The organism is Streptomyces sp. AK08-02, assembly GCF_033795085.1.
Classification (GTDB): domain Bacteria; phylum Actinomycetota; class Actinomycetes; order Streptomycetales; family Streptomycetaceae; genus Streptomyces; species Streptomyces echiniscabiei.
The window spans coordinates 87,110-112,488 of record NZ_JARAZV010000001.1; the positions used below are offsets into that span (position 1 = coordinate 87,110).

At 70.2% G+C, this 25,379-nt stretch carries 19 protein-coding genes and 3 pseudogenes; 14 read left to right on the forward strand and 8 right to left on the reverse strand.

What is annotated here, in order from left to right; translation table 11 throughout:
• Positions 1 to 62: 62 nt before the first annotated feature.
• Positions 63 to 488: a hypothetical protein gene (locus PV734_RS00325; RefSeq protein ID WP_319091431.1), complete on the forward strand. Its 426-nt coding sequence runs from the start codon at positions 63 to 65 to the stop codon at positions 486 to 488.
• A gap of 43 nt (positions 489 to 531) precedes the next feature.
• Here PV734_RS00325 and PV734_RS00330 read toward each other — a convergent pair whose 3' ends face one another.
• Positions 532 to 1,758: a metallophosphoesterase gene (locus PV734_RS00330; protein ID WP_319091432.1), complete on the reverse strand. Its 1,227-nt coding sequence runs from the start codon at positions 1,756 to 1,758 to the stop codon at positions 532 to 534.
• A gap of 302 nt (positions 1,759 to 2,060) precedes the next feature.
• Positions 2,061 to 2,195, reverse strand: a pseudogene (locus PV734_RS00335) (dihydrofolate reductase); the annotation flags it as partial.
• Positions 2,196 to 2,483: 288 nt separating this feature from the next.
• Here PV734_RS00335 and PV734_RS00340 point away from each other — a divergent pair.
• From PV734_RS00340 to PV734_RS00385, 10 genes are all read left to right on the forward strand, one after another.
• Positions 2,484 to 3,665, forward strand: coding sequence for an ROK family transcriptional regulator (locus PV734_RS00340; protein WP_319091433.1), 1,182 nt, complete (start codon positions 2,484 to 2,486; stop codon positions 3,663 to 3,665).
• A gap of 418 nt (positions 3,666 to 4,083) precedes the next feature.
• A complete protein-coding gene (locus PV734_RS00345; RefSeq protein WP_319091434.1) occupies positions 4,084 to 5,607 on the forward strand; it encodes a sugar ABC transporter ATP-binding protein in 1,524 nt (507 codons plus the stop codon).
• Entirely contained in the window at positions 5,604 to 6,638 is a 1,035-nt protein-coding gene (locus PV734_RS00350) for an ABC transporter permease (RefSeq protein WP_319091435.1), read from the forward strand. The genes PV734_RS00345 and PV734_RS00350 overlap by 4 nt, the downstream gene beginning before the upstream one ends.
• A gap of 101 nt (positions 6,639 to 6,739) precedes the next feature.
• Positions 6,740 to 7,789 (forward strand): substrate-binding domain-containing protein, encoded by a 1,050-nt coding sequence (locus PV734_RS00355; RefSeq protein WP_319091436.1) that lies wholly within the window; start codon positions 6,740 to 6,742, stop codon positions 7,787 to 7,789.
• A 143-nt stretch (positions 7,790 to 7,932) separates the two neighbouring features.
• Complete coding sequence (locus PV734_RS00360) at positions 7,933 to 9,141, forward strand: Gfo/Idh/MocA family oxidoreductase (RefSeq protein ID WP_319091437.1); 1,209 nt, start codon at positions 7,933 to 7,935, stop codon at positions 9,139 to 9,141.
• A gap of 32 nt (positions 9,142 to 9,173) precedes the next feature.
• Positions 9,174 to 10,181, forward strand: coding sequence for a sugar phosphate isomerase/epimerase family protein (locus tag PV734_RS00365; RefSeq protein WP_319288464.1), 1,008 nt, complete (start codon positions 9,174 to 9,176; stop codon positions 10,179 to 10,181).
• 486 nt (positions 10,182 to 10,667) lie between these two features.
• Positions 10,668 to 11,819 carry an inositol-3-phosphate synthase gene (locus PV734_RS00370; protein WP_319288465.1) on the forward strand — a complete coding sequence of 384 codons (1,152 nt, stop codon included), beginning with the start codon at positions 10,668 to 10,670 and terminating at the stop codon, positions 11,817 to 11,819.
• Between the two features lie 159 nt (positions 11,820 to 11,978).
• Complete coding sequence (locus tag PV734_RS45740; protein ID WP_415924131.1) at positions 11,979 to 12,281, forward strand: hypothetical protein; 303 nt, start codon at positions 11,979 to 11,981, stop codon at positions 12,279 to 12,281.
• 225 nt (positions 12,282 to 12,506) lie between these two features.
• Complete coding sequence (locus PV734_RS00380; RefSeq protein WP_319288466.1) at positions 12,507 to 13,673, forward strand: sugar phosphate isomerase/epimerase family protein; 1,167 nt, start codon at positions 12,507 to 12,509, stop codon at positions 13,671 to 13,673.
• Positions 13,674 to 13,814: 141 nt separating this feature from the next.
• Positions 13,815 to 15,935, forward strand: coding sequence for a PQQ-dependent sugar dehydrogenase (locus PV734_RS00385; protein ID WP_319288467.1), 2,121 nt, complete (start codon positions 13,815 to 13,817; stop codon positions 15,933 to 15,935).
• Positions 15,936 to 16,218: 283 nt separating this feature from the next.
• On the opposite strand, the gene PV734_RS00390 is transcribed toward PV734_RS00385, so the two are convergent.
• The gene (locus PV734_RS00390; RefSeq protein ID WP_319288468.1) at positions 16,219 to 16,896 is read right to left on the reverse strand and encodes a hypothetical protein; all 678 of its coding nucleotides are present in this window, start codon (positions 16,894 to 16,896) and stop codon (positions 16,219 to 16,221) included.
• 24 nt (positions 16,897 to 16,920) lie between these two features.
• Here PV734_RS00390 and PV734_RS00395 point away from each other — a divergent pair.
• From PV734_RS00395 to PV734_RS00405, 3 genes and pseudogenes are all read left to right on the forward strand, one after another.
• Positions 16,921 to 17,247: pseudogene (locus PV734_RS00395) on the forward strand (alpha/beta fold hydrolase); the annotation flags it as partial.
• 29 nt (positions 17,248 to 17,276) lie between these two features.
• Entirely contained in the window at positions 17,277 to 18,938 is a 1,662-nt protein-coding gene (locus tag PV734_RS00400; RefSeq protein WP_319288469.1) for a CocE/NonD family hydrolase, read from the forward strand.
• A gap of 284 nt (positions 18,939 to 19,222) precedes the next feature.
• Positions 19,223 to 19,363 carry a hypothetical protein gene (locus tag PV734_RS00405; protein WP_319091444.1) on the forward strand — a complete coding sequence of 47 codons (141 nt, stop codon included), beginning with the start codon at positions 19,223 to 19,225 and terminating at the stop codon, positions 19,361 to 19,363.
• A 115-nt stretch (positions 19,364 to 19,478) separates the two neighbouring features.
• On the opposite strand, the gene PV734_RS00410 is transcribed toward PV734_RS00405, so the two are convergent.
• The 5 genes and pseudogenes from PV734_RS00410 to PV734_RS00430 all read right to left on the reverse strand — a co-directional run bounded on the left by PV734_RS00410 (position 19,479) and on the right by PV734_RS00430 (position 25,358).
• Positions 19,479 to 19,865: a hypothetical protein gene (locus tag PV734_RS00410; RefSeq protein WP_319288470.1), complete on the reverse strand. Its 387-nt coding sequence runs from the start codon at positions 19,863 to 19,865 to the stop codon at positions 19,479 to 19,481.
• A 14-nt stretch (positions 19,866 to 19,879) separates the two neighbouring features.
• Positions 19,880 to 20,044, reverse strand: a pseudogene (locus PV734_RS00415) (IS5/IS1182 family transposase); the annotation flags it as partial.
• Positions 20,045 to 20,090: 46 nt separating this feature from the next.
• Positions 20,091 to 20,228, reverse strand: coding sequence for a hypothetical protein (locus PV734_RS00420; protein WP_319288471.1), 138 nt, complete (start codon positions 20,226 to 20,228; stop codon positions 20,091 to 20,093).
• Between the two features lie 78 nt (positions 20,229 to 20,306).
• Positions 20,307 to 21,176: a hypothetical protein gene (locus PV734_RS00425; RefSeq protein ID WP_319288472.1), complete on the reverse strand. Its 870-nt coding sequence runs from the start codon at positions 21,174 to 21,176 to the stop codon at positions 20,307 to 20,309.
• Positions 21,177 to 21,584: 408 nt separating this feature from the next.
• Positions 21,585 to 25,358: a helix-turn-helix domain-containing protein gene (locus PV734_RS00430; RefSeq protein WP_319288473.1), complete on the reverse strand. Its 3,774-nt coding sequence runs from the start codon at positions 25,356 to 25,358 to the stop codon at positions 21,585 to 21,587.
• Positions 25,359 to 25,379 lie beyond the last annotated feature (21 nt).

The window sequence follows — 25,379 nt, forward strand, 5'->3', positions numbered from 1 at the left end:
GCGCTGTCCGCCTCCTAACGTCCACACCACCAGGCAGAACGGACCGGAAGGGCAGGCACGGAATGGGAATCTTCGGCAAGCGCAGGAGCCGCGAGGAGAAGGCCGCCAAGATCGTGGAGCAGGTGGCCGGCGGCAAGGGTTTCTACGGCCGGATGACCCGCGCGACGCTCGGCGGGGAGGACTACGCCAAGCTCCAGCAGTCGCTCGGCGCATACAACTCCGGTGCCAACGTGCGGCAGTTGCTCGCCATGGGTGTACCGACGGTCCCCGCCGTCGTCGTGTCGATCGGCGATACCGGCAAGCTGGTCAACTTCGATCCGGTAGTCGACCTGGTCCTCCAGCTGACCGGGGCCACCGCCGACCCGTTCACGCTCCAGACCATCGTGTCGAAACTGCGCATCCCCCGCACCGGCGATCAGGTACTACTGATCGCGGACCCCGCCAACCCCGGCGGTTACCTCTACGCGGGAGACGGAGCGACGCCGTGACGAACACCGCCGTACGAAGTGACGGCGAACTACACCACCCTGCTCACCCTCGACGGCCGGGTGCCGGCACGGGCGAGCGGAGCACGAGCAGGGTGATCTCGCTGGGGGCGAAGACGCGGAACGGCGGGCCCCAGAAGCCGGTGCCGCGGCTGGTGTAGAGGAGGGTGCGGGTGCCGTGGTGACTGAGGCCGGCGAGGGCGGGCTGGTCGAGGCGGACCAGGTGGTGGAAGGGCCAGATCTGGCCGCCGTGGGTGTGGCCTGAGAGCTGGAGGTCGATGCCCGCGTCCGCCGCCCGGTCGACGAACTTGGGCTGGTGGGCCAGGAGCAGAACGGGGAGATCGGGATCGGCGCCGTCCAGGGCCCCGGCGAGGTGGGCGCGGTGGCCTGCCAGGCCGGAGGACTCGGCGGTGACGTCGTCCACGCCGGCGACGACGAGGGTGTCGCCGCCCCGTTCGAGCAGCAGATGACTGTTGCGCAGCGGTTCCCAGCCCAGCTCGCCCATCAGGTCGACCCAGCCCTGGGCCTCGCTGTAGTACTCGTGGTTGCCGGTGACGTAGACCCGGGCCCGGCCGGCCCGCACGGTGCCGAGCGGGGCGGCCTGGGCGCGGCGTCGCTCGGCCGTGCCGTCCGCGATGTCACCGGCATGGCAGACCAGGTCGGCCTCCAGGGTGTTCACGACCTCGCAGACCCGTGCCGACCAGCGGGCGCGGTCGAGGGGCCCGTAGTGCGTGTCGGTGATGAGGGCGACACGGGTGCCGTCCAGCCCGGCGCCCAGGCGCGGGAGCAGAACGTCCAGCTCGCGGACTCGTGGTACGCGACGGGCCTCGGCGTACCCCCAGGCGAGCAGTACGGCGGCGACGCCGAGGACGGCCCAGGTGACGACGCGGGCCCGATCCTGGCCGTCTCCGACGCCGGCCACGGTCAGGGCTGCCCGCAGCAGGACACCGAGCAGGACGGACCAGGTGAACACGACCCAGCTGGCGCCCAGCAGGGTGCCACCAGTGATCGCCGCCCAGTCCTGCTGGCGCCGTCCGTGGCCGCGCACCATCGCGAGCGGCATACCGATCAGCCCGAGGGCGAACAGGGCGGTGCCGGCCAGGGTGACGGGCAGCGGCCAGTGCTGCCCGGCGTACAGCAGCACCCAGCAGGGCACGGTCCACAGCAGGACGGGTGCGACCAGGGGGAGATAGCGCAGCAGGCGGAGCACGCGGCTCTGCCGTGGACTGCGCACATCGCTGTCGGCGGATCGAGTGTCGCTGGTGTCGGTCACGCTTCCCCTCTCTGCCACGCTGCCTTCTCGCGCACTGTATCCGGCCGCTTCGCGGCCGGCCGGAGGGGGCGTTCCCGGATCACGTGGATCCGTCTCGGGAGGTGCGGCTCCTGGAGAAGGCGAGTGATGTGGCCGCGTCGGTGATGTGCGGCAGCGGGCCGGTGCCGGCATCAACCGGAGGACTGGGCCAGCGGGTCGGCGCCGGGTCGCCAGGGCCGGCACAGGGCGAGGAAGCAGCAGGCCGCCGCCCGGGCGAGGCCGAGAACCGACGCGGCCATGGGCAGGGCGGTCGTCCGGCCGCCGAGGCCGGCCACGTCCACCCGGTCGGACCACCACTGGAACAGCTCGTCGCTCGGCACGCTCCAGCCGAGGTCGTCGCCGGGCGCGGCGATGTAGCCGTCCAGGCTCACGTTCATGGCAAAGGTCAGTTTCCGCATGGTGTCAGCCTCTCGTGAGTCGGCGTTCGACGTTACGCATTTACTGCCGCAGTGCCGGAAGGGCGGAGTCGGCGTAGCTCCCCGTCCGGGCATCGTGAAGTCCCTCGCGCGGATGGGAGGTCCCTCATCTTTGTCCTGTAGGTGGAAAAAGAATGCCCGACTGCCGCACAAGTGCTTCTCAGTCTGGAAAATCGCTGTTACGTTCCTCTTCGACAGCCTGACGACGCAGTCGGCGAAAGCCGGCCTCCGGGACCCCAGTCGTGGGTGAGGGGAGGGAACGTGAGACGGATGACTGCTCGACCTGAGAACGCGCATCAGGCGCGACTGCTTCGCCTGCTGCGTGACAACGGGTCCAACTCGCGTGCCCAGCTGGGTGATCTTGTGGACCTGTCCCGTTCGAAACTGGCAGTCGAGGTCGACCGACTGCTGGAGACGGGTCTGGTCGTCGCGGACGGGCTGGCCCCGTCCCGGGGCGGCCGTCGGTCGCACAACATCCGGCTCGCGCCGACACTGCGTTTTCTCGGCGTCGACATTGGTGCCACGTCGATCGATGTCGCCGTGACCAATGCGGAGTTGGAGGTCCTGGGGCAGCTGAATCACCCGATGGACGTACGTGAGGGCCCGGTCGCGGTCTTCGAGCAAGTCCTGGTGATGGCCGCGAAGTTGAGGGCTTCCGGGCTCGCGGAGGGGTTCGACGGCGCCGGTATCGGCGTCCCGGGTCCGGTCCGCTTCCCCGAGGGTGTGCCGGTCGCCCCGCCGATCATGCCCGGCTGGGACGGCTTCCCCGTACGGGAGGCGCTCAGTCAGGAACTGGGCTGCCCGGTGATGGTCGACAACGACGTGAACCTGATGGCGATGGGGGAGCAGCACGCGGGCGTCGCCCGTTCCGTGGGCGACTTCCTCTGCGTCAAGATCGGTACCGGTATCGGCTGCGGCATCGTCGTCGGTGGTGAGGTCCACCGTGGGGTGACGGGCAGCGCCGGCGACATCGGACATATCCAGGTGGAACCGGAAGGCCGCTCGTGCGTGTGCGGCAACCGGGGCTGCCTGGAGGCCCACTTCAGCGGTGCCGCGCTGGCCGCTGACGCGGAGCGGGCCGCGCGTGAGGGCCGCTCCGCACACCTCGCCGCCCGGTTGGAGGCATCCGGACGCCTGACGGCCGAGGATGTGTCGGCTGCCGCGGCGGCCGGGGAACCGGTGGCTCTGGAGCTGATCCGCGAAGGCGGACAGCACCTGGGCCAGGTCATCGGATGGCTCGTCAGTTTCTTCAATCCGGGACTGGTGGTGATCGGCGGCGGAGTGACCGGGCTCGGGCACACGTTGCTGGCCAGCGTCCGGACCCAGGTGTACCGGCAGTCGTTGCCGCTGGCCACGGGCAACCTGCCCATCGTGCTGGGGGAGTTGGGGTCGGCTGCCGGAGCCATCGGCGCGGCCCGGCTCATCAGCGACCATGTCTTCTCGCCGGCCTGACCACTGCCCGAACCCGGCGGCAGCGGATCACCGGGCGCGCCGGTGCAACCCGGTGGCGCCACCGACCAAGCCCACAACCAAGTGTCAGCGCACCCTCGTTGACGATCCCGCACCCCGCGGTGCGCCGCGGCAACCCCGTGACGCCCCGGCGACATCAGCAGAGCCACTCGCGCGCCAGTGAGGTCACCGGTGTCACCGCGAATGCCACAGCAAGACCGTAACCCCCATGAAGTGTCGGCGGCCGTCACCCCCTGCACCTTGGCCGGGCGATCACTCCTGCCCCGCCGTTCCCAGCCTCCGCGTCGGCCCGGCGCGGACGACACCGGGGCTCCCACAGCCGCCCACGCAACCGAGACATCCAGCCCAGCCCAGCCCTGTCCTGCCCGCTCACGGACCGCACCCGCCGAGGGGATCCTTCATGGCACCACAACCACCCCTGCTCACCATGTCCGGCATCACCAAGTCGTTCCCCGGAGTCCGGGCCCTCGACGGCGTCGCCCTCGACGTCCAGGCCGGCGAAGTGCACTGCCTGCTCGGCCAGAACGGAGCCGGAAAGTCGACTCTCATCAAGGTCCTGGCCGGCGCACACCAGCCTGACAGCGGTGAGATCACCTGGCAGGGTGAGCCCGTGACCCTGCGGTCGCCGATCGCCGCCATGCGTCTCGGGATTGCCACCATCTACCAGGAACTCGATCTGATCGAGGGGCTGTCCGTCGCGGAGAACGTCTATCTCGGACATGAACCCACGTCGGCCGGGTTCGTCGTGCGTGGCTCCGCCGCCCGTACGGCGACCACGGAGCTGCTGAAACGGCTGGGGCACGCGGAGATCGATCCGACCCGGCTCGTCGGTGACCTGTCAGCGGCGCAGCAGCAGATCGTCTCCATGGCCCGCGCACTGTCCCACGAGGTTCGGTTGATCGTGATGGACGAGCCGTCGGCGGCGCTCGACCCCGAAGAGGTGGACAACCTGTTCAGGATCGTCGGCGATCTGACGGCCGACGGCGTCGCCGTCATCTACATCTCCCACCGGCTCGACGAGATCCGGCGCATCGGCGACCGGGTCACGGTCCTGAAGGAGGGCCGGTCGGTCGCGGGCGGCCTGCCCGCCAAGAGCACACCGACCCATGAGGTCGTGGCCCTGATGACCGGGCGGAACGTGGAGTACGTCTTCCCCGAGCGGCCCGAGGCCGGGTTCGCGGCGGAGCGGGAACCGGTGCTGAAGGTCGAAGGGCTGAGCAGGCGAGGGGAGTTCACCCCCGTCGACCTGGAGCTGCGGCCCGGTGAGATCGTCGGTCTGGCAGGGCTTGTCGGTTCCGGGCGCAGCGAGATCCTGGAGACGATCTACGGCGCTCGCAAAGCCGACGAAGGCCGTGTCCTGGTCGACGGCACACCCCTGCGCCCCGGAAGTGTCCGCGCCGCCGTCCGCGCCGGCATCGGTCTCGCGCCCGAGGAGCGCAAGGCACAGGGCCTGCTGATGCTGGAATCCGTCAGCAGCAACGTCTCGATCTCCACGCTGTCCCGGTTCGCCCGCGCGGGGTGGCTCGACCGCCGTACCGAGCGGGCCGCGACGCACCAGGCGGTGCGGGAACTGTCCCTGCGGCCGGACAATCCCGACGCCGCGATCAGGACCCTGTCCGGCGGCAACCAGCAGAAGGCCGTGCTCGCCCGCTGGCTGCTGCGCGGCTGCAAGGTGCTGTTGCTGGACGAGCCGACCAGGGGTGTCGACATCGGCGCCCGGGCGGAGCTCTACGCGGTGATTCGCCGCCTGGCCGACGAGGGCCTTGCCGTACTTCTCGTGTCCAGTGAGGTGCCCGAGGTCCTGGGCCTCGCCGACCGGGTGCTGGTGCTGCGCGAAGGCAGCGTTGTGCACACGGCGGACGCCCGTGAGCTCGACGAGCACCGCGTACTTGATCTTGTGATGGAAGGGAGCCCGACGCCATGACACAGCCAGGCACCGCGGCGCACGAGGGTGCGCCGACGTCCGCCGCCAAGTTGGCGGGGGAGCACGGGAGTTCGCGCCGATCGGGTCCGCGGTGGGGGTGGGACGTGCGCACCCTGTCGTTGCTCGGAGTCCTCGCCGTCCTCGTCGCGGTCGGCGGGATCACCGCACCGAACGAGTTCCTCGCGACGAGCAATCTGCAGCTCGTCCTCACCCAGGCGTCCGTGATCGGCGTCGTCACCGTCGGCATGACCTTCGTCATCACCAGCGGCGGCATCGACCTGTCGGTCGGCGCGATCGTGGCGCTCGCCTCGGTGTGGGCGACGACCGTGGCCACCCAGGAGTTCGGCTTCGCGGGCATCCTCTTCACCGCGATGATCGTCGGTGTGGGCTGTGGTCTCGTGAACGGTCTGCTGATCGCCTACGGCAGGATGGTGCCGTTCATCGCGACGCTGGCCATGCTCGCCTCCGCCCGTGGCCTCGCGCTGCAGATCACGGACGGCAGCACGCAGATCGTGAGCGTCGAATCGGTGCTCGATCTGGGTGCCAGGGACTCCTACATACTCGGCGTCCCACCCCTCGTCCTGATCTTCGCCGCGGTCACCGTCATCGGTTGGCTGGTGCTCAACCGCACCACCTTCGGCCGCCGTACCGTCGCGGTCGGCGGCAACGCGGAAGCGGCCCGCCTCGCCGGCATCGACGTGCGCCGCCAGCGCCTGTACCTGTACCTGCTGTCCGGGCTGTGCTGCGGTATCGCCGCCTTCATGCTGATCGTGCTCGCCGGATCAGGACAGAACACCAACGGCAACCTGTACGAGCTGGACGCCATCGCCGCGGCGATCATCGGCGGCTCCCTGCTCAGCGGCGGCCGCGGCACCATCGTCGGCTCCGTCCTCGGTGTCCTGGTCTTCACCACGATCACCAACATCTTCGCTCTGAACAACCTGGAGACCGCTGTCCAGCAGATCGCGAAGGGCGCCATCATCGTTGCCGCGGTCCTGGTCCAGCGCCGCTCGCCGCACGGCGACACCTGACACCGTGCGGCACGCCGGACGGCGGTGCCTGACCACCGCCGTCCGGCCCCCCCCGCCTCCTCCCGCTCCCGCACACCACCCAGCCGAAGGGTCGATCCGTCATGGCAAAAACCCCCGCCACCAGCCGTAGAGCACTGCTGTTCGGCACCGCCGCCGTTTCCGCCGGCGCGTTGCTCACGGCCTGTACCAGCAACGAGTCCAAGGACCAGGAACAGGCCGCGGACAACGCCGCCCCGGTCGCGGACGACAAGCCGGGCAAGGCCGTCACCATCGGCTTCGCCGGACCGCAGGCCGACCACGGCTGGCTCAACGCCATCAACTCCAACGCCAAGTCGCGTGCGAAGAAGTACTCGGACGTCACGCTGGAGATCACTGAGGGCTCCAACGACACCGCCCAGCAGATCGGCCAGGTCCAGACACTGATCAACAAGAAGGTCGACGTCCTGGTGATCCTTCCGGCCGACGGCAAGGCGCTCACCCAGGTCGGCCTGCAGGCCATGCGGGCAGGTATCCCCGTCGTCAACCTGGACCGCGTGTTCGCCTCCCCGCAGGCCTACCGTTGCTGGATCGGCGGCGACAACTACGGCATGGGCCTGAACGCCGGGCACTACATCGGCGAGCAGCTCAAGGGCAGGAACAACGCCAAGGTCGTCGAACTGGCCGGCCTCGACAACCTCGAACTGACCCAGCAGCGCACCAAGGGCTTCGACGACGCCCTGAAGAACTACCCCAACATCCGCAAGGTGGCCCGCCAGGCGGCCGACTTCACGGTCGAGTCCGGCCAGGCCAAGATGGCCCAACTGCTGCAGGCCCAGTCGAGCTTCGACGCGCTGTGGAACCACGACGACGACCAGGGCGTGGGCGCGCTGCGGGCCATCGACCAGGCAGGCCGCGACGACTTCCTGATGGTCGGCGGCGCGGGCGCCAGGTCCGCGATGGACGCCATCAAGGCCGGCAACAGCGTGCTCAAGGCGACCGTCCTGTACCCGCCGACCATGGCCGCCTCCGCCATCGACCTGGCCCGCGCTCTGGGCCAGGGCAAGGGGGTGAGCGGCCTCTCCGAGTTCGAGATCCCCTCCTCCCTGACGCTCTACTCGGCGGTCGTCGACAAGACCAACGTCGACCAGTACATGCCGACCGGCTTCAAGTAGAGGTAACGGGGCCAGGGGCTGGGCGGCTGATTCAGGCATGCGGTTCAGCCGCGCCCGATGGGGGCGCGGGGAACTGCGCGACCAGCCACGACGGACCTGCGGCCGACCCACTGAATCACCCCCACCACCAGGAGGACCTCCGTATGGGACAGGCAGACGCCGATACGCCGACACTGGGCGTCGGCATGGTCGGCTACGCGTTCATGGGCGCAGCCCACTCCCAGGGCTGGCGCACTGCGGGCCACGTCTTCGACCTGCCCCGGCGCCCGGTGCTCGCCGCGATCTGTGGCCGCGACCCGGGTGCCGTCCGAGCGGCAGCGACCAAGCACGGCTGGGCCGCGACAGAGACCGACTGGCGCGCCCTCATAGCCCGCGACGACGTGCAACTCGTCGACATCTGCACACCGGGCGACAGCCATGCGGAGATCGCCGTCGCGGCGCTGGCGGCAGGCAAGCACGTGCTGTGCGAGAAGCCCCTGGCCAACTCGGTCGCCGAGGCGGAGGCCATGGTCGCAGCCGCCGAAGCGGCCCGCTCTCGCGGGCAGTTGGCGATGGTGGGCTTCAACTACCGACGCGTGCCGGCCCTCACCTTCGCGCGCGGCCTCATAGCGGACGGCAGGCTCGGCACCCTGCGCCACGTACGGGTCGGCTACCTCCAGGACTGGCTGGTCGACCCCGACTTCCCGCTGACCTGGCGGCTGCAGCGGGAGCACGCGGGATCGGGGGTACTCGGCGACCTCGGCGCGCACATCGTCGACCTCGCCCAGTACCTGGCTGGTGAGGCCCTGGTCGGCGTCTCCGCCCAGATGGAGACCTTCGTGAAGGAACGCCCCCGCCTCAACGGTGCGTCCTCCGGGCTTATGGCGTCCGGCGGCCCGCTGCGTGGGCCCGTGACGGTCGACGACGCCGCCGTCTTCACGGGCCGGCTCGCCTCGGGAGCGCTCGCCACGTTCGAGGCGACCCGCATGGCGTCCGGGCGCAAGAACGCCCTGCGCCTGGAGATCAACGGTGAGTTCGGCTCGCTCGCCTTCGATCTGGAGCGGCTCAACGAGCTGTCCTTCCACGACCATCGGGAGCCCGCCGCCACGGCGGGGTTCCGCAGGATCGTCGTCACCGAGGCCGATCACCCCTACCTGGAGGGCTGGTGGCCGCCCGGCCACGTGCTCGGCTACGAGCACACCTTCGTCCACCAGGCCCGCGACCTCGTCGAGGCCATCGCGTCCGGAACCGACCCGAGGCCGTCCTTCGCCGACGGTCTGCAGGTCCAGCGGGTGCTCGCCGCCGTGGAGGAGAGCGCGCGGAAGAACTCCGTCTACACCCCTGTCCAGGCCGTCGCGGCCGAAGTCCGGTAGAAAACCGGCAAGGAACCCCGCTCGGAGGCACCATGCCACGCCCGTTCACCCTGTTCACCGGCCAGTGGGCCGACCTGCCTCTCGAAGAGGTCTGCCGTCTGGCCCGTGACTTCGGCTATGACGGTCTCGAACTCGCCTGCTGGGGCGATCACTTCGAGGTCGACAAGGCGCTCGCGGACCCTTCCTATCTGGCGGGCCGCCACCAGCTCCTCGACAAATACGGCCTCAAGTGCTGGGCGATCTCCAACCACCTGGTCGGCCAGGCGGTGTGCGACGCCATCATCGACGAGCGGCACCAGGCGATCCTGCCCGCCCGTATCTGGGGCGACGGTGACGCGGAGGGCGTACGGCGGCGGGCGGCGGCGGAGATCGCCGACACCGCGCGGGCGGCGGCGGCCTTCGGCGTCGACACCGTCATCGGCTTCACCGGCTCCGCGATCTGGCACCTGGTCGCGATGTTCCCGCCCGCCCCCGAGTCGATGATCGACCGCGGCTACCAGGACTTCGCCGACCGCTGGAACCCGATCCTCGACGTCTTCGACGCCCAGGGCGTGCGGTTCGCCCACGAGGTCCACCCCAGCGAGATCGCCTACGACTACTGGACAACCCAGCGCGCCCTGGAGGCAGTCGACCACCGGCCCGCCTTCGGCCTGAACTTCGACCCCTCCCACTTCGTGTGGCAGGACCTCGACCCGGTCGGCTTCCTCTACGACTTCCGTGACCGGATCTACCACGTCGACTGCAAAGAGGCCCGCACAAGGCTCGACGGCCGCAACGGCCGCCTCGGCTCACATCTGCCCTGGGGCGACCCCCGCCGCGGCTGGGACTTCGTGTCCGCCGGCCACGGCGACGTCCCCTGGGAAGACGTCTTCCGCATGCTGCGCTCCATCGACTACCGGGGCCCCGTCTCCGTCGAGTGGGAGGACGCGGGCATGGACCGACTCCACGGCGCACCCGAAGCACTGACCCGCCTCAAGGCGTACGACTTCGACCCGCCGACGGCCTCGTTCGACGCGGCGTTCGGCGGCAGCGACAAGTAGGCGTCCTGCCACCTTTCGGCCTGGTGAGAGCCAGGAACCGGTCGGTGCGCGGCAGTGGGAGAGCCGCCGGGTCGATGCGGGCTGCCCGGAAACCGCTTTGTCCTGACTCTGGAGAAAGTTAGCCGTTTCCCTGCGCGAGGGGTTCCGGCCAAGGACGAACGAGGCTACGGTCCCTTCGTGTACAAGAGCCGCACAGTGGTTCGAGACTGACGACGCGTCACAGCCGTACGGCGCACCCCTCGATCGACCGGACAACCGAAGACGACGACCCTGCACGGCGCAGGGCCAAGGACCTTCAGGCACCGCGCACTTCTCAGCGGCGGCCCCTTGCCGCCCCCTCGCACGCCGCAACCGCGCGCATCACGGAGCAGACCTCCGAGCCGCGGCCGAAGCCGTCCCCATGCCGACGGTGGGCGGGAGGCCACCGAGCCCCTGCCCACCGTCCGCCAACCACATCGGAATATCGACATGGCAGGGAGGCAGCACGTGAACCAAGACGGGAACGCATCGAAGCCCCGGACCGGCGGGCGGACAACACGTACCGGTGTCTGGTTCGTCGGAGCCCGCGGATCGGTCGCCACCACCGCCGTCGCCGGATGCGCGGCGATCACCGCCGGGCTGTGGCCGCCGACCGGCATGGTCACCGAGACCGCACCCTTCGACGGCACAGGTCTGCCGCCGCTGCCCACGCTCGTCTTCGGCGGCCATGACACAGCCCAGAGCCCGCTGCCCAAGCGGGCCGAACAGCTCACCGACGCGGGTGTCCTGCCGCACGGGCTGGGTCCCGCCGTGCGGGCCGAACTCCAGGCCGCGGACGAGGAGATACAGCTCGGCGGCCCGCTCCCGGGCGACACAAGAAGCGACGAGGAACTCATCGCGGCCTTCGCGGCCGACCTCACCTCCTTCCGCGGGCGCAACGCACTGGCACGGGTGGTCGTCGTCAACGTGTCCTCCACCGAGCCGTTGCCCGCGCCCGACACCGTACGGCTGCCACCCAGCTCTCTGTACGCGGCCGCCGCCGTTCGAGCCGGCTGCCCCTACGTCAACTTCACGCCGTCCACCGGATTGCGTACCTCGGCCCTCACGGATGCCGCCGCGGCCGGCGCACTGCCCCACGCGGGCCGTGACGGAAAGACCGGCCAGACCCTGTTACGAGCCGCGCTCGCCCCGATGTTCGTCCAGCGCGCCCTCGAGGTCCGCGCCTGGTCCGGCACCAACCTGCTGGGCGGCGGTGACGGGGCGGCCCTGGCCGACCCGGGCGCGGCCGCGGCGAAGAACGCCGGCAAGGAACGCGTCCTGGCCGACACCCTCGGGCACACACCACAGGGCGAGGTGCACATCGACGACGTACCGGTACTCGGCGACTGGAAGACCGCCTGGGACCACATCGCCTTCGAGGGCTTCCTCGGGTCGCGCATGATCCTGCAGACCATCTGGCAGGGCTGCGACTCGGCCCTGGCCGCACCGCTCGTCCTGGACCTGGCCCGCCTGGTCGCCCGCGCCCACGAGGTGGGCCTGTCCGGCCCGCTCGCGCAGTTGGGGTTCTACTTCAAGGACCCCGACGCGGGCCCGTCGGGTCTTTCGGAGCAGTTCACCGCGCTGCTGTCGTTCGCCGACCGTCTGAGGGAGGCACAGTGATCCGCGCCCTCCTCCTGGCCCCCCTCGGCCTGTCCCCTCCGGCTGCATCTCTCCTGCGGCGGCACGGGGGCGCCTACCCGTGGCATGCGCCCCCCCGCACGAAGGTGAGCCACACATGACGCCCGCCGGCGACGCCGCCTCGGCCATGGCACCCACAGCGTGACCGGCCCGCGTCCCGGCAACGCCCTCGGCCTGCTCGCGGGCCCGGGCTACGACGGGGTCGGACTCAAACTCGGCCACCCGCACCTCGACCCGCACGCCCCCGAACTCGCGGCCCGGTGCTACTTCCGCGAACTCGGCGACGTACCGCTGGGGCGCCGGCACATCGGTTCGGCGGCCGGCGGCAAAGTCTGGGCACCACGATCCGGGCGAAGCGTTCATGGAGCCGCTCGCCCCCCACGCCAAGGCCCCCGGCAGCCGCAGCGCCCGCCCGCGAGAAGCACCACCCGCATCGCCGTATGACGGTCGTGCCCCTCGGCCCGTCACCTGTTCGCGGCAGCGACGGACGCTTCCCCCCGAGCGACGACGACCGTTCGCTCGTCCTGTTCTCCATCCCGCCCGCAGTGCCGGCCGTGGAGCGGCCACGGCCACCGAAGTGAAGTCAATTCTCCTGCGGCACGCCGGCCTGGCCGGAGGCGACAGCCGCCGGGCACCCGCAGCACCACAACAACGAAAGAGAGAACCACTGTGACCGCGTTCAACGACGAAGCCGTCACCGACGACGCCCTGCGCCGCACACTCGGCGTCAACCGCCGCCGCTTCCTCAGCACCTGCACGGCCGTCACCGGAGCGGCGATCGCCGCCCCGGTCTTCGGCGCGGCGCCCGCCCTGGCGCAGAACAGATCGACGGCGGCCGCAGGCCATGACCGTGACCGTTCCGCGCTGGTTCCGCCGCACAAGCGCGGCATCATCCTCTACACCGTCCGGGACGCGGTCGGCCGTGACCCGCTGGCCTCCGACCTGCCCTCCGGCTTCCGTGAGGTGTTCAAGCAACTGTCGCGCTTCGGCTATCGCCAGGTGGAGTTCGCCGGCTACGGCCAGCACGCCAACGCGCCCGGCGGCGCCGATCTGGGCACGGTCAAGGGCGCGAGGCTCCTGCGCTCATGGCTGGACGAGTACGGGCTGCGGGCGCAGGGCAGCCACGGCTACATCCCGCCGTCCTGGCCGCTCACGTCGTCCGACCGTGACACCTTCAAGGGCTGGCTGGAGATCGCCAACATCCTCGGCATGGAGCACATGGGCACCGGCGCCGACCCCACCAACACCCCCTACCGGGCCGACTGGGACGTCGCCGCGCAGAAATGGAACACCCTGGGCGCCGTCGCACGCCGCGAGGGCATCAAGCTCTACACCCACAACCACGACGCGGCCTACGACTTCCTGCTCGACGGAGGCCCGCTCGACGCGCAGGGGCGGCCCACCCGCAGCTCCGGAATCCGCAAGCTGGAGTACTTCCTGAAGGTGACGGACCGGGGGAGCGTCCACCTGGAGCTGGACGTCTTCTGGGCGCACGTGGCCCAGTACAAGTTCCACACGTACACCGCCCACGACGGCTCCCAGCGCGAGCGCGTCTTCGATCCGGCCGCACTCGTCGAGCGCAACAGCGCCCGGTTCCCGCTGTTCCACGCCAAGGACGGTGTGGTCAACACCCAGAGCGGCCTGGGCTACGACATGGTGCCGTTCGGCACGGGTGACATCGACTACCGGCGGTTCTTCACCCGGGTGGGAGCGAAGAACCACCGCAACCCGATGGTCGAGCAGGACACCGCACCGAGCGCGACCGTCCCCGGCCAGTCCCTGGAGTTCGCCAAGATCGGCTACGACAACCTCGCGGCCCTGCGCGCCTGCAACTGACGAAGCGTCACCCGCCTTCGGCCAGACGCGCTCCGGTGCCGGACGTACCGAGCGCGCCTGGCCCTTCAGCCCCTCCACCCGCAACCGTCGGCCGGCCGCGGACCCTTTCCGCGGCCGCCGCCCAGACCGAAGGAGTTCTGAGTGCGCAACAGACGGATCGTCACCCTCCTGGGGGCCGCAACCCTGACCGGAGCCGTCGGGCTCCTTCCCCTCCCCGCAGCCCAGGCCACCCCGTCGGCCCCCGCACCCCCGGCCGCGTCGGACTTCCAGAAGGTCACCCTCAACGACCGCCCGGGCGAGCCCATGGCCCTGGCTGTCCTGCCCGACCGGCGGGTACTGCACACGGCACGCACCGGAGAAGTCCGCGTTCACGACCCCAAGAGCGGCGTGAACTTCCTCGCCGCCGACCTGAAGAAGAGCCCCGCGGGGCTCTATCAGCACGACGAGGAAGGCGTGCAGGGCATCGCCGTCGACCCCGGCTTCGCCAAGAACCACTGGGTCTACCTCTACTACTCGCCCCGCCTCGCCACCCCCATGGACGACCCGGCCACCCCGGGGGTCAACGAAGGGGACGCGCCGCAGTTCGGCACGGACGCGGACTTCGCCAAGTACAAGGGCGTCACCCGTCTGTCGCGGTTCAAACTCGTGGGCAACAAGCTCGACTTCGCCACCGAGCAGAAGGTCATCGACGTACCGGCCGACCGCGGCATCTGCTGCCACGTCGGCGGCAAGATCGACTTCGACGGCAAGGGCAACCTGTTCCTGTCGACCGGCGACGACTCCAACCCGTTCTCCTCCGACGGCTACGCCCCGCTCGACGACCGCCCCGAGCGCAACCCGGCGTACGACGCGCGACGCACCGCGGGCAACACCAACGACCTGCGCGGCAAGGTCCTGCGCATCCAGGTCAAGCCCGGCGGCGGATACCGGATACCGAGCGGCAACCTCTTCGCGAAGGGCACCGCGAAGACCCGTCCCGAGATCTACGCCATGGGTCTGCGCAACCCGTTCCGCTTCGGGGTCGACGACAAGACCGGCGAGGTCTACGTCGGCGACTACTCGCCCGACGCCCAGAGCGGCAACCCCAACCGCGGCCCCGCCGGCCAGGGGCGCTGGATGGTCGTCGACCGTCCCGCCAACTACGGCTGGCCGTTCTGCGTGACCCAGGACATGCCGTACCAGGACTACGACTTCGCCACCCAGACCTCCAGCGGCGCCTTCGACTGCGCCAAGCCCGTCAACGACTCGCGTCACAACACCGGCCGCAGTGTGCTGCCCCCGGTCGAGGACGCGGAGATCGTGTACGGCTACGGCGCGTCGGCGGAGTTCCCGGAGCTGGGCACGGGCGGCATCGGCCCGATGGGCGGCCCGGCGTACCAGTACGACAAGCGCAACAAGGCCCAGAACCGTTGGCCCCAGTACTTCGACGGCAAGCCGCTCTTCTACGAGTGGACCCGCGACCAGATGAAGGCCATCACCCTCGGCAAGAAGAACCAGGTGCTCAAGATCGAGGACGCGATCCCCACGATCAAGACGGACGGCCCGATCGACGCCGAGTTCGGCCCGGACGGCGCGCTGTACGTCCTGGAGTACGGCACCGGGTACTTCGCGGAACTGCCCGAGGCCCAGCTCTCCCGTATCGACTTCACCCGGGGCAACCGCACCCCCGAGCCCAAGGTCGCCGCGGACCTGGTCAACGGCACCAGCCCGCTGACCGTCCAGTTCTCCAGCGCCGGCACGAAGGACGCCGACGGCGACGCCCTCCGCTACGCGTGGGACTTCGACGCCGACGGCCAAGTCGATTCCAGGGAGGCGAACCCGAAGCACACGTTCACCAACAACGCGGTCTACGACGCCACGCTGAAGGTCACCGACAGCACCGGGCGTTCGGCCTCCGCGTCCGTCCCCGTAGTCGTCGGCAACAAGGCGCCGGTCGTCGCGCTCACCACCGACCCGGCCCCGCACGGCGGCACCCCGTTCCACTGGGGTGACACGGTCACCTGGCAGGTCACCGTCACCGACGACCAGCCGGTGGACTGCGCCAAGGTCAGCGTCTCGTTCATCCTCGGCCACGACTCGCACGGCCACCCGCTGTCGACGAGCAACGGCTGCTCCGGTTCGTTCAAGACGTTCGTGGACGGCGGTCACTCCGGTTCGGACAACCTCAAGGCGGTCTTCAACGCCACCTACACCGACACGCCCCCGGACGGCCTGCCGTCCCTCTCGGGCAGCGCCGAGGTCGCCCTGACACCGGCCGACTGACCGGGGCGACGAAGACACCGCGACGGGGCGCCACTTCGGGGCGCCCCGTCGCCGCACGAGGACACCACGTGACCAAGCTCAAGCAGACCGACGGCGGCCTGCTGACCACGCTCGCCGGTGGGACCGCCGATCCGACTGATTGCCTTGGGCGGTTGTCGTGTCGGATCGCCTGGAGCGCAACGAGGTGAGGTTCCCCCGCCGGCCGGACAGCTGATCGTCTGGGCTGACCGCGTCGTAGAAGCGGTGGCGGTGACGTCGGACGCGTTGGCGGCGTGGTTCACGGCTACGAGGCCACCGCCCCCTGCCAGGAGCGCCGTGACCGCCATGACGGCGTTGCGGCGGCTACGGCCGCGCCTGTGATCTGCTCGCGTGAGAACTCCCGAGGTGCAACGTGGTTCGTGGCCCAGCGGCGATACGCATCACTCGCCGCCCGGATGTCCCCAGCCTCACCTGAGTGGTCGGCGCTTGGCAGTAGTTCACGCTGCGCGTCATGGACACGTAAGACCTGAATCTCGCCCGAACTCCCCCCGTCCAGCACGACGTTCAACGTCGCGCAGTCCGCGACTCCAGTTCGGACAGCACCGCCCGGAGCCGCTCCGGGGCCGCCGTCGAGCTCGAACGCCGTCTCCTGAGCCTCCTCGACATCGTCACGATCGATCGGCAGCCCCACGAAGACGAACTCGACGAACGCTCCGGTCCTGCCTCGAAACCCGGCGAACCACAGCGGTCGGAGCACCTGGCTGTTCGCCGGTCGACCGTTCGGCGGCGTCTCGGTTCGCCGGCCGAGGAGGATCGTACGAAGCGCCTGTTCGACGAGGGAGCGGGCCCGATCGTTGCCGACGCTGCCGAGGTAACTGAGCGACGCGATGCCGTACAGCGTGCCCCAGAGGATCTCACAAGCCTGGTCGAAATCGGTCGGACCACGTCGTGCGCAGCCGACCAGGCGGAACTCGGTCAGCATCAGGTGGTGACCGTGTGCGACCAGCTCCAGGTGGGCGGCCGCCCCGGCTACTCGACCGTCGCCAGGGCCGTGTACCAGAACATGCCCAGCCTCGTCGCCGCCCGCTCGCGCTACCCCGAGGTCAAGGCACCCGTCCACCTCGTCCACGGCGAGAAGGACTGGTCGCGGCCTTCGGACCGGCCGACCGACGAGGAGTTGCTGCCGGCCGCCGATTTCGCGCAGGTGCCGGGAGCGGGCCGCTTCATCGCCCTGGAACGGCCCGACGGGCTGGCGGGACTGTCCCAGGAGCGCCGTAGTCACCCCCGTTCGGGTGTAGTGCGGTACGGGGACCAGGTTCGACCATGTGCCTGACAGCGTCGTGGCATGCAAAGGAGCGGCACATGGCAGAGATTCGGATCGAGTTCGATGTTCCGGCTCAGATGAGTGACGGCACGGTGTTGCGCGCGGATGTCTACCGGCCTGGTGGCACGGGACCGTGGCCGGTGCTGCTGAGCCGGCTGCCGTACGGCAAGCAGACGCCCATGATGGGCGTCGTACTCGAACCTCTGGCGGCGGCCCGGCGCGGTTTCATGGTGGTCCTCCAGGACACGCGGGGCCGGTTCGCCTCCGAAGGGGAGTGGGAGCCGTGGACATACGAGGAGAGCGACGGCTACGACACCGTGCGGTGGGCCGCCACCCTGCCCGGCTCGAACGGCTCCGTCGGCATGATCGGCGGCAGCTACTTCGGCAACACCCAGTGGATGGCGGCACTGTCGAAGCCGCCGGAGCTGAAGGCCATCGCGCCGATGATCACCTGGTCCGATCCGGACGACGGGCTGTTCTCGCGCGGCGGTGCGATCGAGCTCGGCATCACCGTGCCCTGGTCCCTGATGCAGGGCGCCGACACCCTGATGCGCCGTCACCGCACCGACCCCGGCGCGCTCGTGGGCAGTCTCGGCGGGCTCGTGCAGGATCTGGACGGCCTGGCGGGCGACGGTTACGGAGAACTGCCGGCTGGGCGGTTTCCCGCGTTCGCCCGGCACGACTTGCCCGAACTGGGCTACGAGCGTTCCCGGCGGGAGCTCGGCTGGGCGCGGTCCTGCACTGTCGCGGGCCGGCACGACGAGGTGGACCTGCCCACCTTCCAACTCGGCGGCTGGTACGACATCTTCACCCAGGGCACGCTCGACAACTTCACCGCCATGCGCCGGGCAGGCCGGTCCGCCACGTTGATCATGGGCCCATGGACCCACACCAACTGGCAGCACGTGGTCGGTGACGTCAACTTCGGATTCGCTGCGCACTCCGAGTTCATGGGCATGCGGGGACGCGTGCACGACCTGCAGTTCGACTGGTTCGCGCGCACGCTCGGCGAGGGGGCGGCGCTGGAGCCTGACACGGGCACGGTGTTGCTGTTCGTGATGGGAACCAACCAGTGGCGCGAGGAGACGGAATGGCCGCTGTCGCGGGCGGTGGACACGGACTTCCACCTGCGTGCGGGCGGACGCCTGACGCGGGAGCCGCCGACCACCGCCGAGCAGGCCGAGGAGTTCACCTACGACCCGATGGATCCGGTGCCCACCACCGGCGGCGCGCTCCTGATGACCGATGAGTTCCGTACCGGGCCGCTCGACCAGACGGCCGTCGAAGCGCGTGAGGACGTCCTGGTCTTCACCACCGAACCGCTCACCGATGACGTCGAGGTGACCGGCCGGGTGCGGGCGGTGCTCTTCGCGGCCACGGACGGACCCTCGACCGACTGGGTGGCACGCCTGTGCGACGTCGACGAGAACGGGGTCTCCCGCAATGTGGCCGACGGCATCGTGCGGGTGCGTGCGGCGACGCCGGGCGAGGCGGCCGAGCACGTCGTGGACCTGTGGTCGACCAGCATCGTCTTCCGGGCGGGTCACCGGATACGGGTCCAGGTCACCTCCAGCAACTTCCCCCGCTGGGACCGCAACCTGACACGGGCGAACCGGAGGAGAGCGCGACCACGGCCCGAGTGGCCCGCCAGCAGGTCTTCCACGACCCCGCCCGGCCCTCCCGCGTCATCCTGCCCGTAGTCCCGGCCTGACGAGAAGCGACAGGAGGCCCACATGGACGACGTCAACTCCCCCCGGCGAGTTTGTCCGCCGGGCCGCGGCATTGTTCGGGGACAAGCCCGCGCTGGTGACCTCGACGCGGACGCTGACCTCCCGCAAGCTCGACACGGAGAGTGACCGCGTCGCGGCGGCGCTGATCGCCCGCGAGGTTGGCCCGATGACGCGGTCTCGTTGTACGCCCAGAACCGGGGGGTACCCCTGTCTGTTTCGTCAACCCTGGTGGGGTCGTCAATCCCGTGAACGTCATGATCACCCCGGAGGAGCTGGCATTCGTGCTGCGCGACTGCGCCGCCGCGGCGGTGTTCACCAGCGCCGAGCAGGCCGCCGGGGTCGTCGCACTGACGCGCGACCCGGATTGCGGCAGTCGCCGAGGGCCGAACGCCTGACCGTCCGATCGTTTTGGCCGGCTGACGAGCAGGCCCCCCACGCCCGCTGGAGTGGGCGCGGTGCTGGGGCCTGTGAGCGGGCTGTCGATGACCCGGACGAGGTTGAACTCGCCGCTCACGGCGGCGCCTGCGGTGGGCGCCGAGCGGCGACGCCGGTGTCAAGAGACAGGGCGGCGACGGCGGCGAGCCGGGGGTTCTTGCTGAGGATGCCTGCGAGGTGGAGTGCGGCCTGGCAGGCGATCGCGAGTTTGTCGGTTCGTGCGGCCAGGCCGCGCCACTGCTTGTAAGCCTCGCTGTTGAAGCCGGGTGGACGGCCACCGAAGCGACCTCGCCGCAGGCGGTGGCCGACTTGGGCGGACGGCTGCGGGATGACCGCACGGAGGTTCCCAGCGCCGCAGGTGGGCGCGGATATCGCGTGAGGAGTACGCGCGGTCGGCCAGAACGGCCAGGGGCCGGGTCCGGGGCCTGCCCGGCCGGAGCGGGGCGCACGGATGCGGGACATCGCCCTTCGAAGGCGGGTGCATCACCTGCCTGGCCTGCGGTGACGGTGAAGGCGAGGGGCCGTGCGTGGCCGTCTGCGGCCAGGTGGATCTTGGTGCTCAGCCAGCCGCGCGAGCGTCCGAGCGCGTGATCAACGGGCTTGCCGAAGTGGGCCGCCCCTTTTTTGACTGCTCCCTGGTGGCCATCGACACCCAGTCCGTACGCGCGGCCGCGGGTGTCCCGGCGATCACGGTGAGTGACGTAAGTGACGAGTCATCGGGGAGGACGTGACGTGGTCCGTGGGCGTCATGATCGAGGCGTCGTCGATGTTCGGGTCGTTGACACCGTCGTACGGGAGCCGGTCGCCCTCTTCGTCATGGATCACCACCAGAGCGGGGGACGGCGAAGTGCCCGCCGGCCCAAGGCCGGCGGGCACTTCGGATCTCAGGGGTGCCGCCACGCGTCAGTTGCAGTCGTTCCGCGTGTTGGCGCGCCCGTGGAGGATGAAGCGGAACTGCGGCTGCTTGCTGCTGTTGAGGACATTGGCCGTGCCGTCGTAGTAGTAGTCATGGTCCACGAGGGCCCTGTAACCCCAGCCGCCCCAGTTCTGGGAGGTTTTGGTGGTCCCGCCGGCGTTCCACGTGTAGCTGTCCAGCCAGAAGTGCGGGTTGATCCGCACCACGCGCTTGAGGGGTCTCGCGCCGAACCATTCCGTCCTGCCGGACGGGACGCTCATGCCGACAGTGCGTCCCCAGCCGATGGACTTGCCGTAGGACCACGAGTACTCGAACTCGGCACCGCCGCCGACTTCGAACATCTTGCCGATCTTGCCGACGCCGGAGAGGCTGCCGCCCACCGTCTTGGTGGTGCTCTCCGTCGTGGTGTAGCTCTGGGAGACTTGGTAGTTGAGGGGGCCGCCGTTGTCGCAGTTGCTTGCCGGCTCGGACCAGGCTGTTTCGGCCCCCTCATACGTCCAGGAGGACGATTGGGGGTAGTAGCAGTGGCCCTTGATCTCGCGCCAGTTCGGGTTCAGGACGTGAAGGGTGTTGCGAGGGCCGCCGTACTGGCTCGAATAGACCGGGGCCCTGCCGTAGTAGCTCCTGTCGTGCAGCTCGTGCGTCGCGATGTTGTAGTACCAGACGCTCTGGCCGCTCCGGTTGGAGCCGTCCTGGCAGATGTTCGGGAGCAGGTTGTCCCATTTGCCGTTGAGGTCCGTCTCGTTGCCGTTGCCCGTCGCGCTCGCGGTCGTGGCGGAGGCCAGGCTCAGGCCGCTGAGCGCCAGGGCGCAGGCTGCGACGGTGAGCAGCCACTTCTTGACAGGGGTGGGGACCATTTTCGAGTTCCTTCGCTCGGTGGGACCAAACGCGGGTGAATCGGGTAGGTGGTGGTCAGGGGGGTGTGAGCGATATTTCGCGGCCGTGAGTTGTCCGGCAACCCGATTCAAGGGCGTAAACAAACAGGTCAGCGGCGCGTTCCCGGGCATCCGGCCCGTCGTGTCACGCGCGGGATCGCGGGGGCCGGAACGGCATACGTGTGCCCGCGCCGCCCGGCGACAGGGTTGCTCGGCGAGCGGAGGTCACTCCACGGTCAGGGAACGCCGACCGTCAGGGAACGCCAACCGTCAGGGAATGCCGACCGCCGGGGACCGTGGTGCGGCTCGTCGTCGACACCAGTTGGAGCCGGTACCGGCCCGGCCGCAGCAGCGGACCGCCTCGCGGGCGCCGGTGCGGTGCAGCGGTGGTCAGTGTGGGCGGCGTGTGTCGCAGACGGGGTGGTAGGGCGCGTCGGGGATGTACAGGTGCCATTGGGCCGCGGTGAGGGTGGTGCCGGTGCGGGTACAGGCCTGGGTGATGGCGTGGGAGGGGGTGATGGGGTACCGCTGGAGCGGAGTGTGGTCGCTGGTGGCGTAGAGGGTGGCGCTGTCGGAGCTGAAGGCGAGGGAGCGAATGGGCTCGCCGGGGGTGGGCAGGTTGCCGCCGAGGGGTTGTTGGGTGGCGGTGTCCCAGAGCTGGAGAGTGCCGGAGTCGCCGGCGACGGCGAGGGTGCTGCCATCGGGACTGAAGGCAAGGGCGTTGACTGCTTCGGGGGTGTCACCGAGCGCCGCGGGGAAGAGGTTCGGCAGGACGCCCGTACGGTGGCGGAGGGTTCCGTCCCACAGGGCTACGCGGCCGGTCATGTCACCCGCCGCCATGCGGGAGCCGTCGGGGCTGAAGGTCAGGGCGTTGATCTGCTCGCCCTGGCTGAGAGTGCGTCGGGTGACCCGGCCGGACGGCAGCTCGGTGAGGTCCACGTCTCCGGCGAGCAACCGGCCGTCGGGGCGGACGGCCAGGTGGATACTGTCGAGGCCGTTGAGCATGGCCGCTCTGCTGCGGCGCGCGGTGTTCCACACCTCGCCGCTCCGATGACCGATGTCGCGCGTCCTGGAGGCCACCAGTGTCCGGCCGCCGGGACCGAGCACGACCGCGAGGACTGCTGCGCTGGATGACTGGTGCGCCAGGTCCAGCGTGGTCCGTTCGCGGTCGCGGGTCAGGTCCCAGATGACAAACCGCTGGGGGGAGGCTTCGCGGCCCGGGGCGGAGACGCTGTAGGTGAACGCCGTGCTGTCGGGGCTGAAGGCCATCAGCGGCATGGTGTCCTGTGTGTCCAGCTCCACGGCCGGCTCGGCGGGATCGAGGGAGGCGGGCAACGGGGGTGAGGGCAGCGTACGAAGCAGGTGCCCGTCACGGGTGTCGCGCAACTGGAAACGGTAGCCGCTCCCGGACCGCTCGGCGGTGGCGAGCGTACCGCCGTCCGGGCTGAGCAGCGCGTTGTCCAGGGGGTGGCTGCTCCACCGGGCGGTGAGGGCCGCCCCGAGGTCGAGGGAGTGGACGGTGCTGCCTTCGAGGTAGCGCAGGACCGGCAGACCGGGATCCCAGGAGAGACCGCCGTAGAGGAGCTGTCCGTTCAGAGGATGGCGGAACACCGGGGCGTCGGGGGCCGACAGCCGCCACACCGTGATCTCGTCGTGTCCTGAGACCGCCAGGAATGCCCCGTCGTGGCTGAAGGCGATGCTCTGGATGTCCGGTTCGGCGATATCGGCGAATTGCCGTCCTGAAGCGGTGTCCCAGACGCGCACGCCGACGCTGGAGACGGCGGCGAGCCGGTCGCCGCCGTCATCGAACGCGAGCCACGATTTGTCGTCGTCACAGTGGTTCGCTCCGGGACGCCGCCAGCCGCCGGGGAGGCTGCGGTGGCGGACGATGTCCCGGACCGTCGTCGGACCGGCACGGGGGCAGACGGCCACCAGCCGGCCGTCCGCACTCAGGGCCACGTTCGCCGGGTTGTCCGCCGCCGTCCGGAACAGCACCCGGCCGTCCGTGACGGAACGCAGCTGCACCTCATCGCTGTCGAGGTTGCTCACCAGGTAGCTGCGGTTGCTGGAACCGAAGCCGGGAATGTCGGACAACGGCAGATGCTGTCCGGTACCGCCGGTCCACTGCCCGGCCGACGCGTCCCACAGGCCCGTGCCGCTGTCCGCGGCGACGGCCAGCACCCGGCCATCCGGACTGGCCCCCGTCACCTGGCCGTCCGGCAGTAGCCCCGAGGCGGTACGGCGGTGCGTGACCACGTCCCAGGTCTGCCACTTCCGGCCGTCCGAGCTGAGCAGCGTACGGCCGGAATCGACGAGCAGGTGCAAGGCGTCGCTGCCGGGCCCGGAGTCGGTGAAGGCGTCCAGTTCGGTTTGGGCGGTGGCGCCGAGCAGAGCCGAACGGGTTTCGGGGAGAGGGGCGATCCGCCAGGCGGCGACGCTGAGCAGCATGGCGGTCCTGGGGTCGGTCGTCCGCATCGCGTCGGCGACCGCGGCGACCCGGCGGGCGGCCGTGTCGGTTGCTTCCTGCCGGCTGGTTCGGTGCTGCTGCCAGGCGACCATGCCGGCGATCAGCGCCACAGCCAGGGTGGCGGAGAGCGCGGCGACGAGGCGACGTGCCCTGCGAGTGGTCCGGGTGGCGACCCGGCGTTCCGCTTCGCGGGCGTCGAGCGCGGCGGTGAGGAACGCCCGCTCGGAGGAGGTCAGCTCGTCGCGCTGCCCGGGACGAGCGAAGAAATCCTCAGCGCGTACCAGGTGGGTGCCCCGGTACAGGGTTCCGGGGTCGCGGCCGAGTTCCTGCCAGGTGCGGGCGGCCTCGGTGAGGCGACGGTGGTGGCGCAGCCGCTCGCGGTCCTCCTCGATCCAGCCGCGCAGCCGAGGCCAGCAGGTCATCAGGGCCTCATGGGCGAGTTCCACGCCGTTCGCGTCCGCGATCACCAGCCGGGCGCGGGCCAGTTCCTCGACGACCGCGGGCACCTCGGGATCCGACCACTCCTCCAGTTCGGCGCGCTCGACCGGGCGCCGGGTGTCCGCGGCGCCCTGTCCGGGCTCGATGAGCCGGAGCAGCATCTGTCGGGCCGTCCTGGCCTGGGCGGGCGACAGCTGTCCGTAGACGTGTTCGGCGGTGGTGGCGATCGCGCCGTGCACACCGCCGGCCGATTCGTAGGAAGTCATCGTCAAGGTCCGGCCCCGGCGCCGCCGCCAGGTCTCCAGCAGGGCGTGCGAGAGCATCGGCAGTGCGCCGGGCTGATCGACGACCTCTTCGACGAGCCTGGCGGTCAGCGCCCGCTCCACCAGCAGCCCGGCGGCCGCGGCCGGCTTCACGACCGCCTCCCGCAACTCCGCCCGGGTCATCGGCGCGACCAGCAGTTGGACGTCCCGCAGAGCATCCACGAGCCCCCGGTGTTCGGCGCACCGCCCGTAAAAGTCCGCCCGTACCGCGACGACCACCCGCAACCGGCTGCCCGGTTCCTGGGCGGCCAGGAGCAGATCAATGAATCGCGCACGTTCGGCCCGGTCCCGGCACAGCGTGTATATCTCCTCGAACTGGTCGACGACCACCCAGCTGTCCGGCTCGCCCTCCTGCGGGGCCAGCAGCCGGCCGTGCGTCGCCGCCGGAGTGGCCCCCGGGGTGAGCACCCGGAGTACGGCCGTGCGCCCCAGTTCCCGCACGGTCCGCTGAAGCAGGGGTATCAGCCCGGCCCGCAACAGCGAGGACTTCCCGCTGCCGGACGCACCGAACACCACCGCGAACCGGTGTTCGTGCACCAGATCCGACAACTGCGCCACGAGCCGGTCGCGGCCGAAGAACAGCCCGTGGTCACCGGGCTCGAACCGCATCAACCCCCGGTAAGGTGCCTGCGGTTCCTTCTCCTCCTCGCGTGCTGCCGCCTCCTCGTCCGACGCTTCCTCGGTTGCCGTCTTCCACCGAAGCTCCCACTCGGCCGGATCCGCCCCGCACGCCCGCGCGTACGCCAGCACCACCGCCAGCGACGGCAGCCGCTCACCCGACGCCGCCTGCGCGAGCACGGTCACCGAAAAGTCCGTCCGCCCGGCCATCACCCGGTACGTCGGCTTCCCGGCCGCCTCGCGCAGCACCCGCAACTCATGGGCGAAACGCTGCACAGCACCGGCCCGAGGATCCACCGGCCGCTCAGGACGTCCCATAACCGCACTGTTCACTCGCCT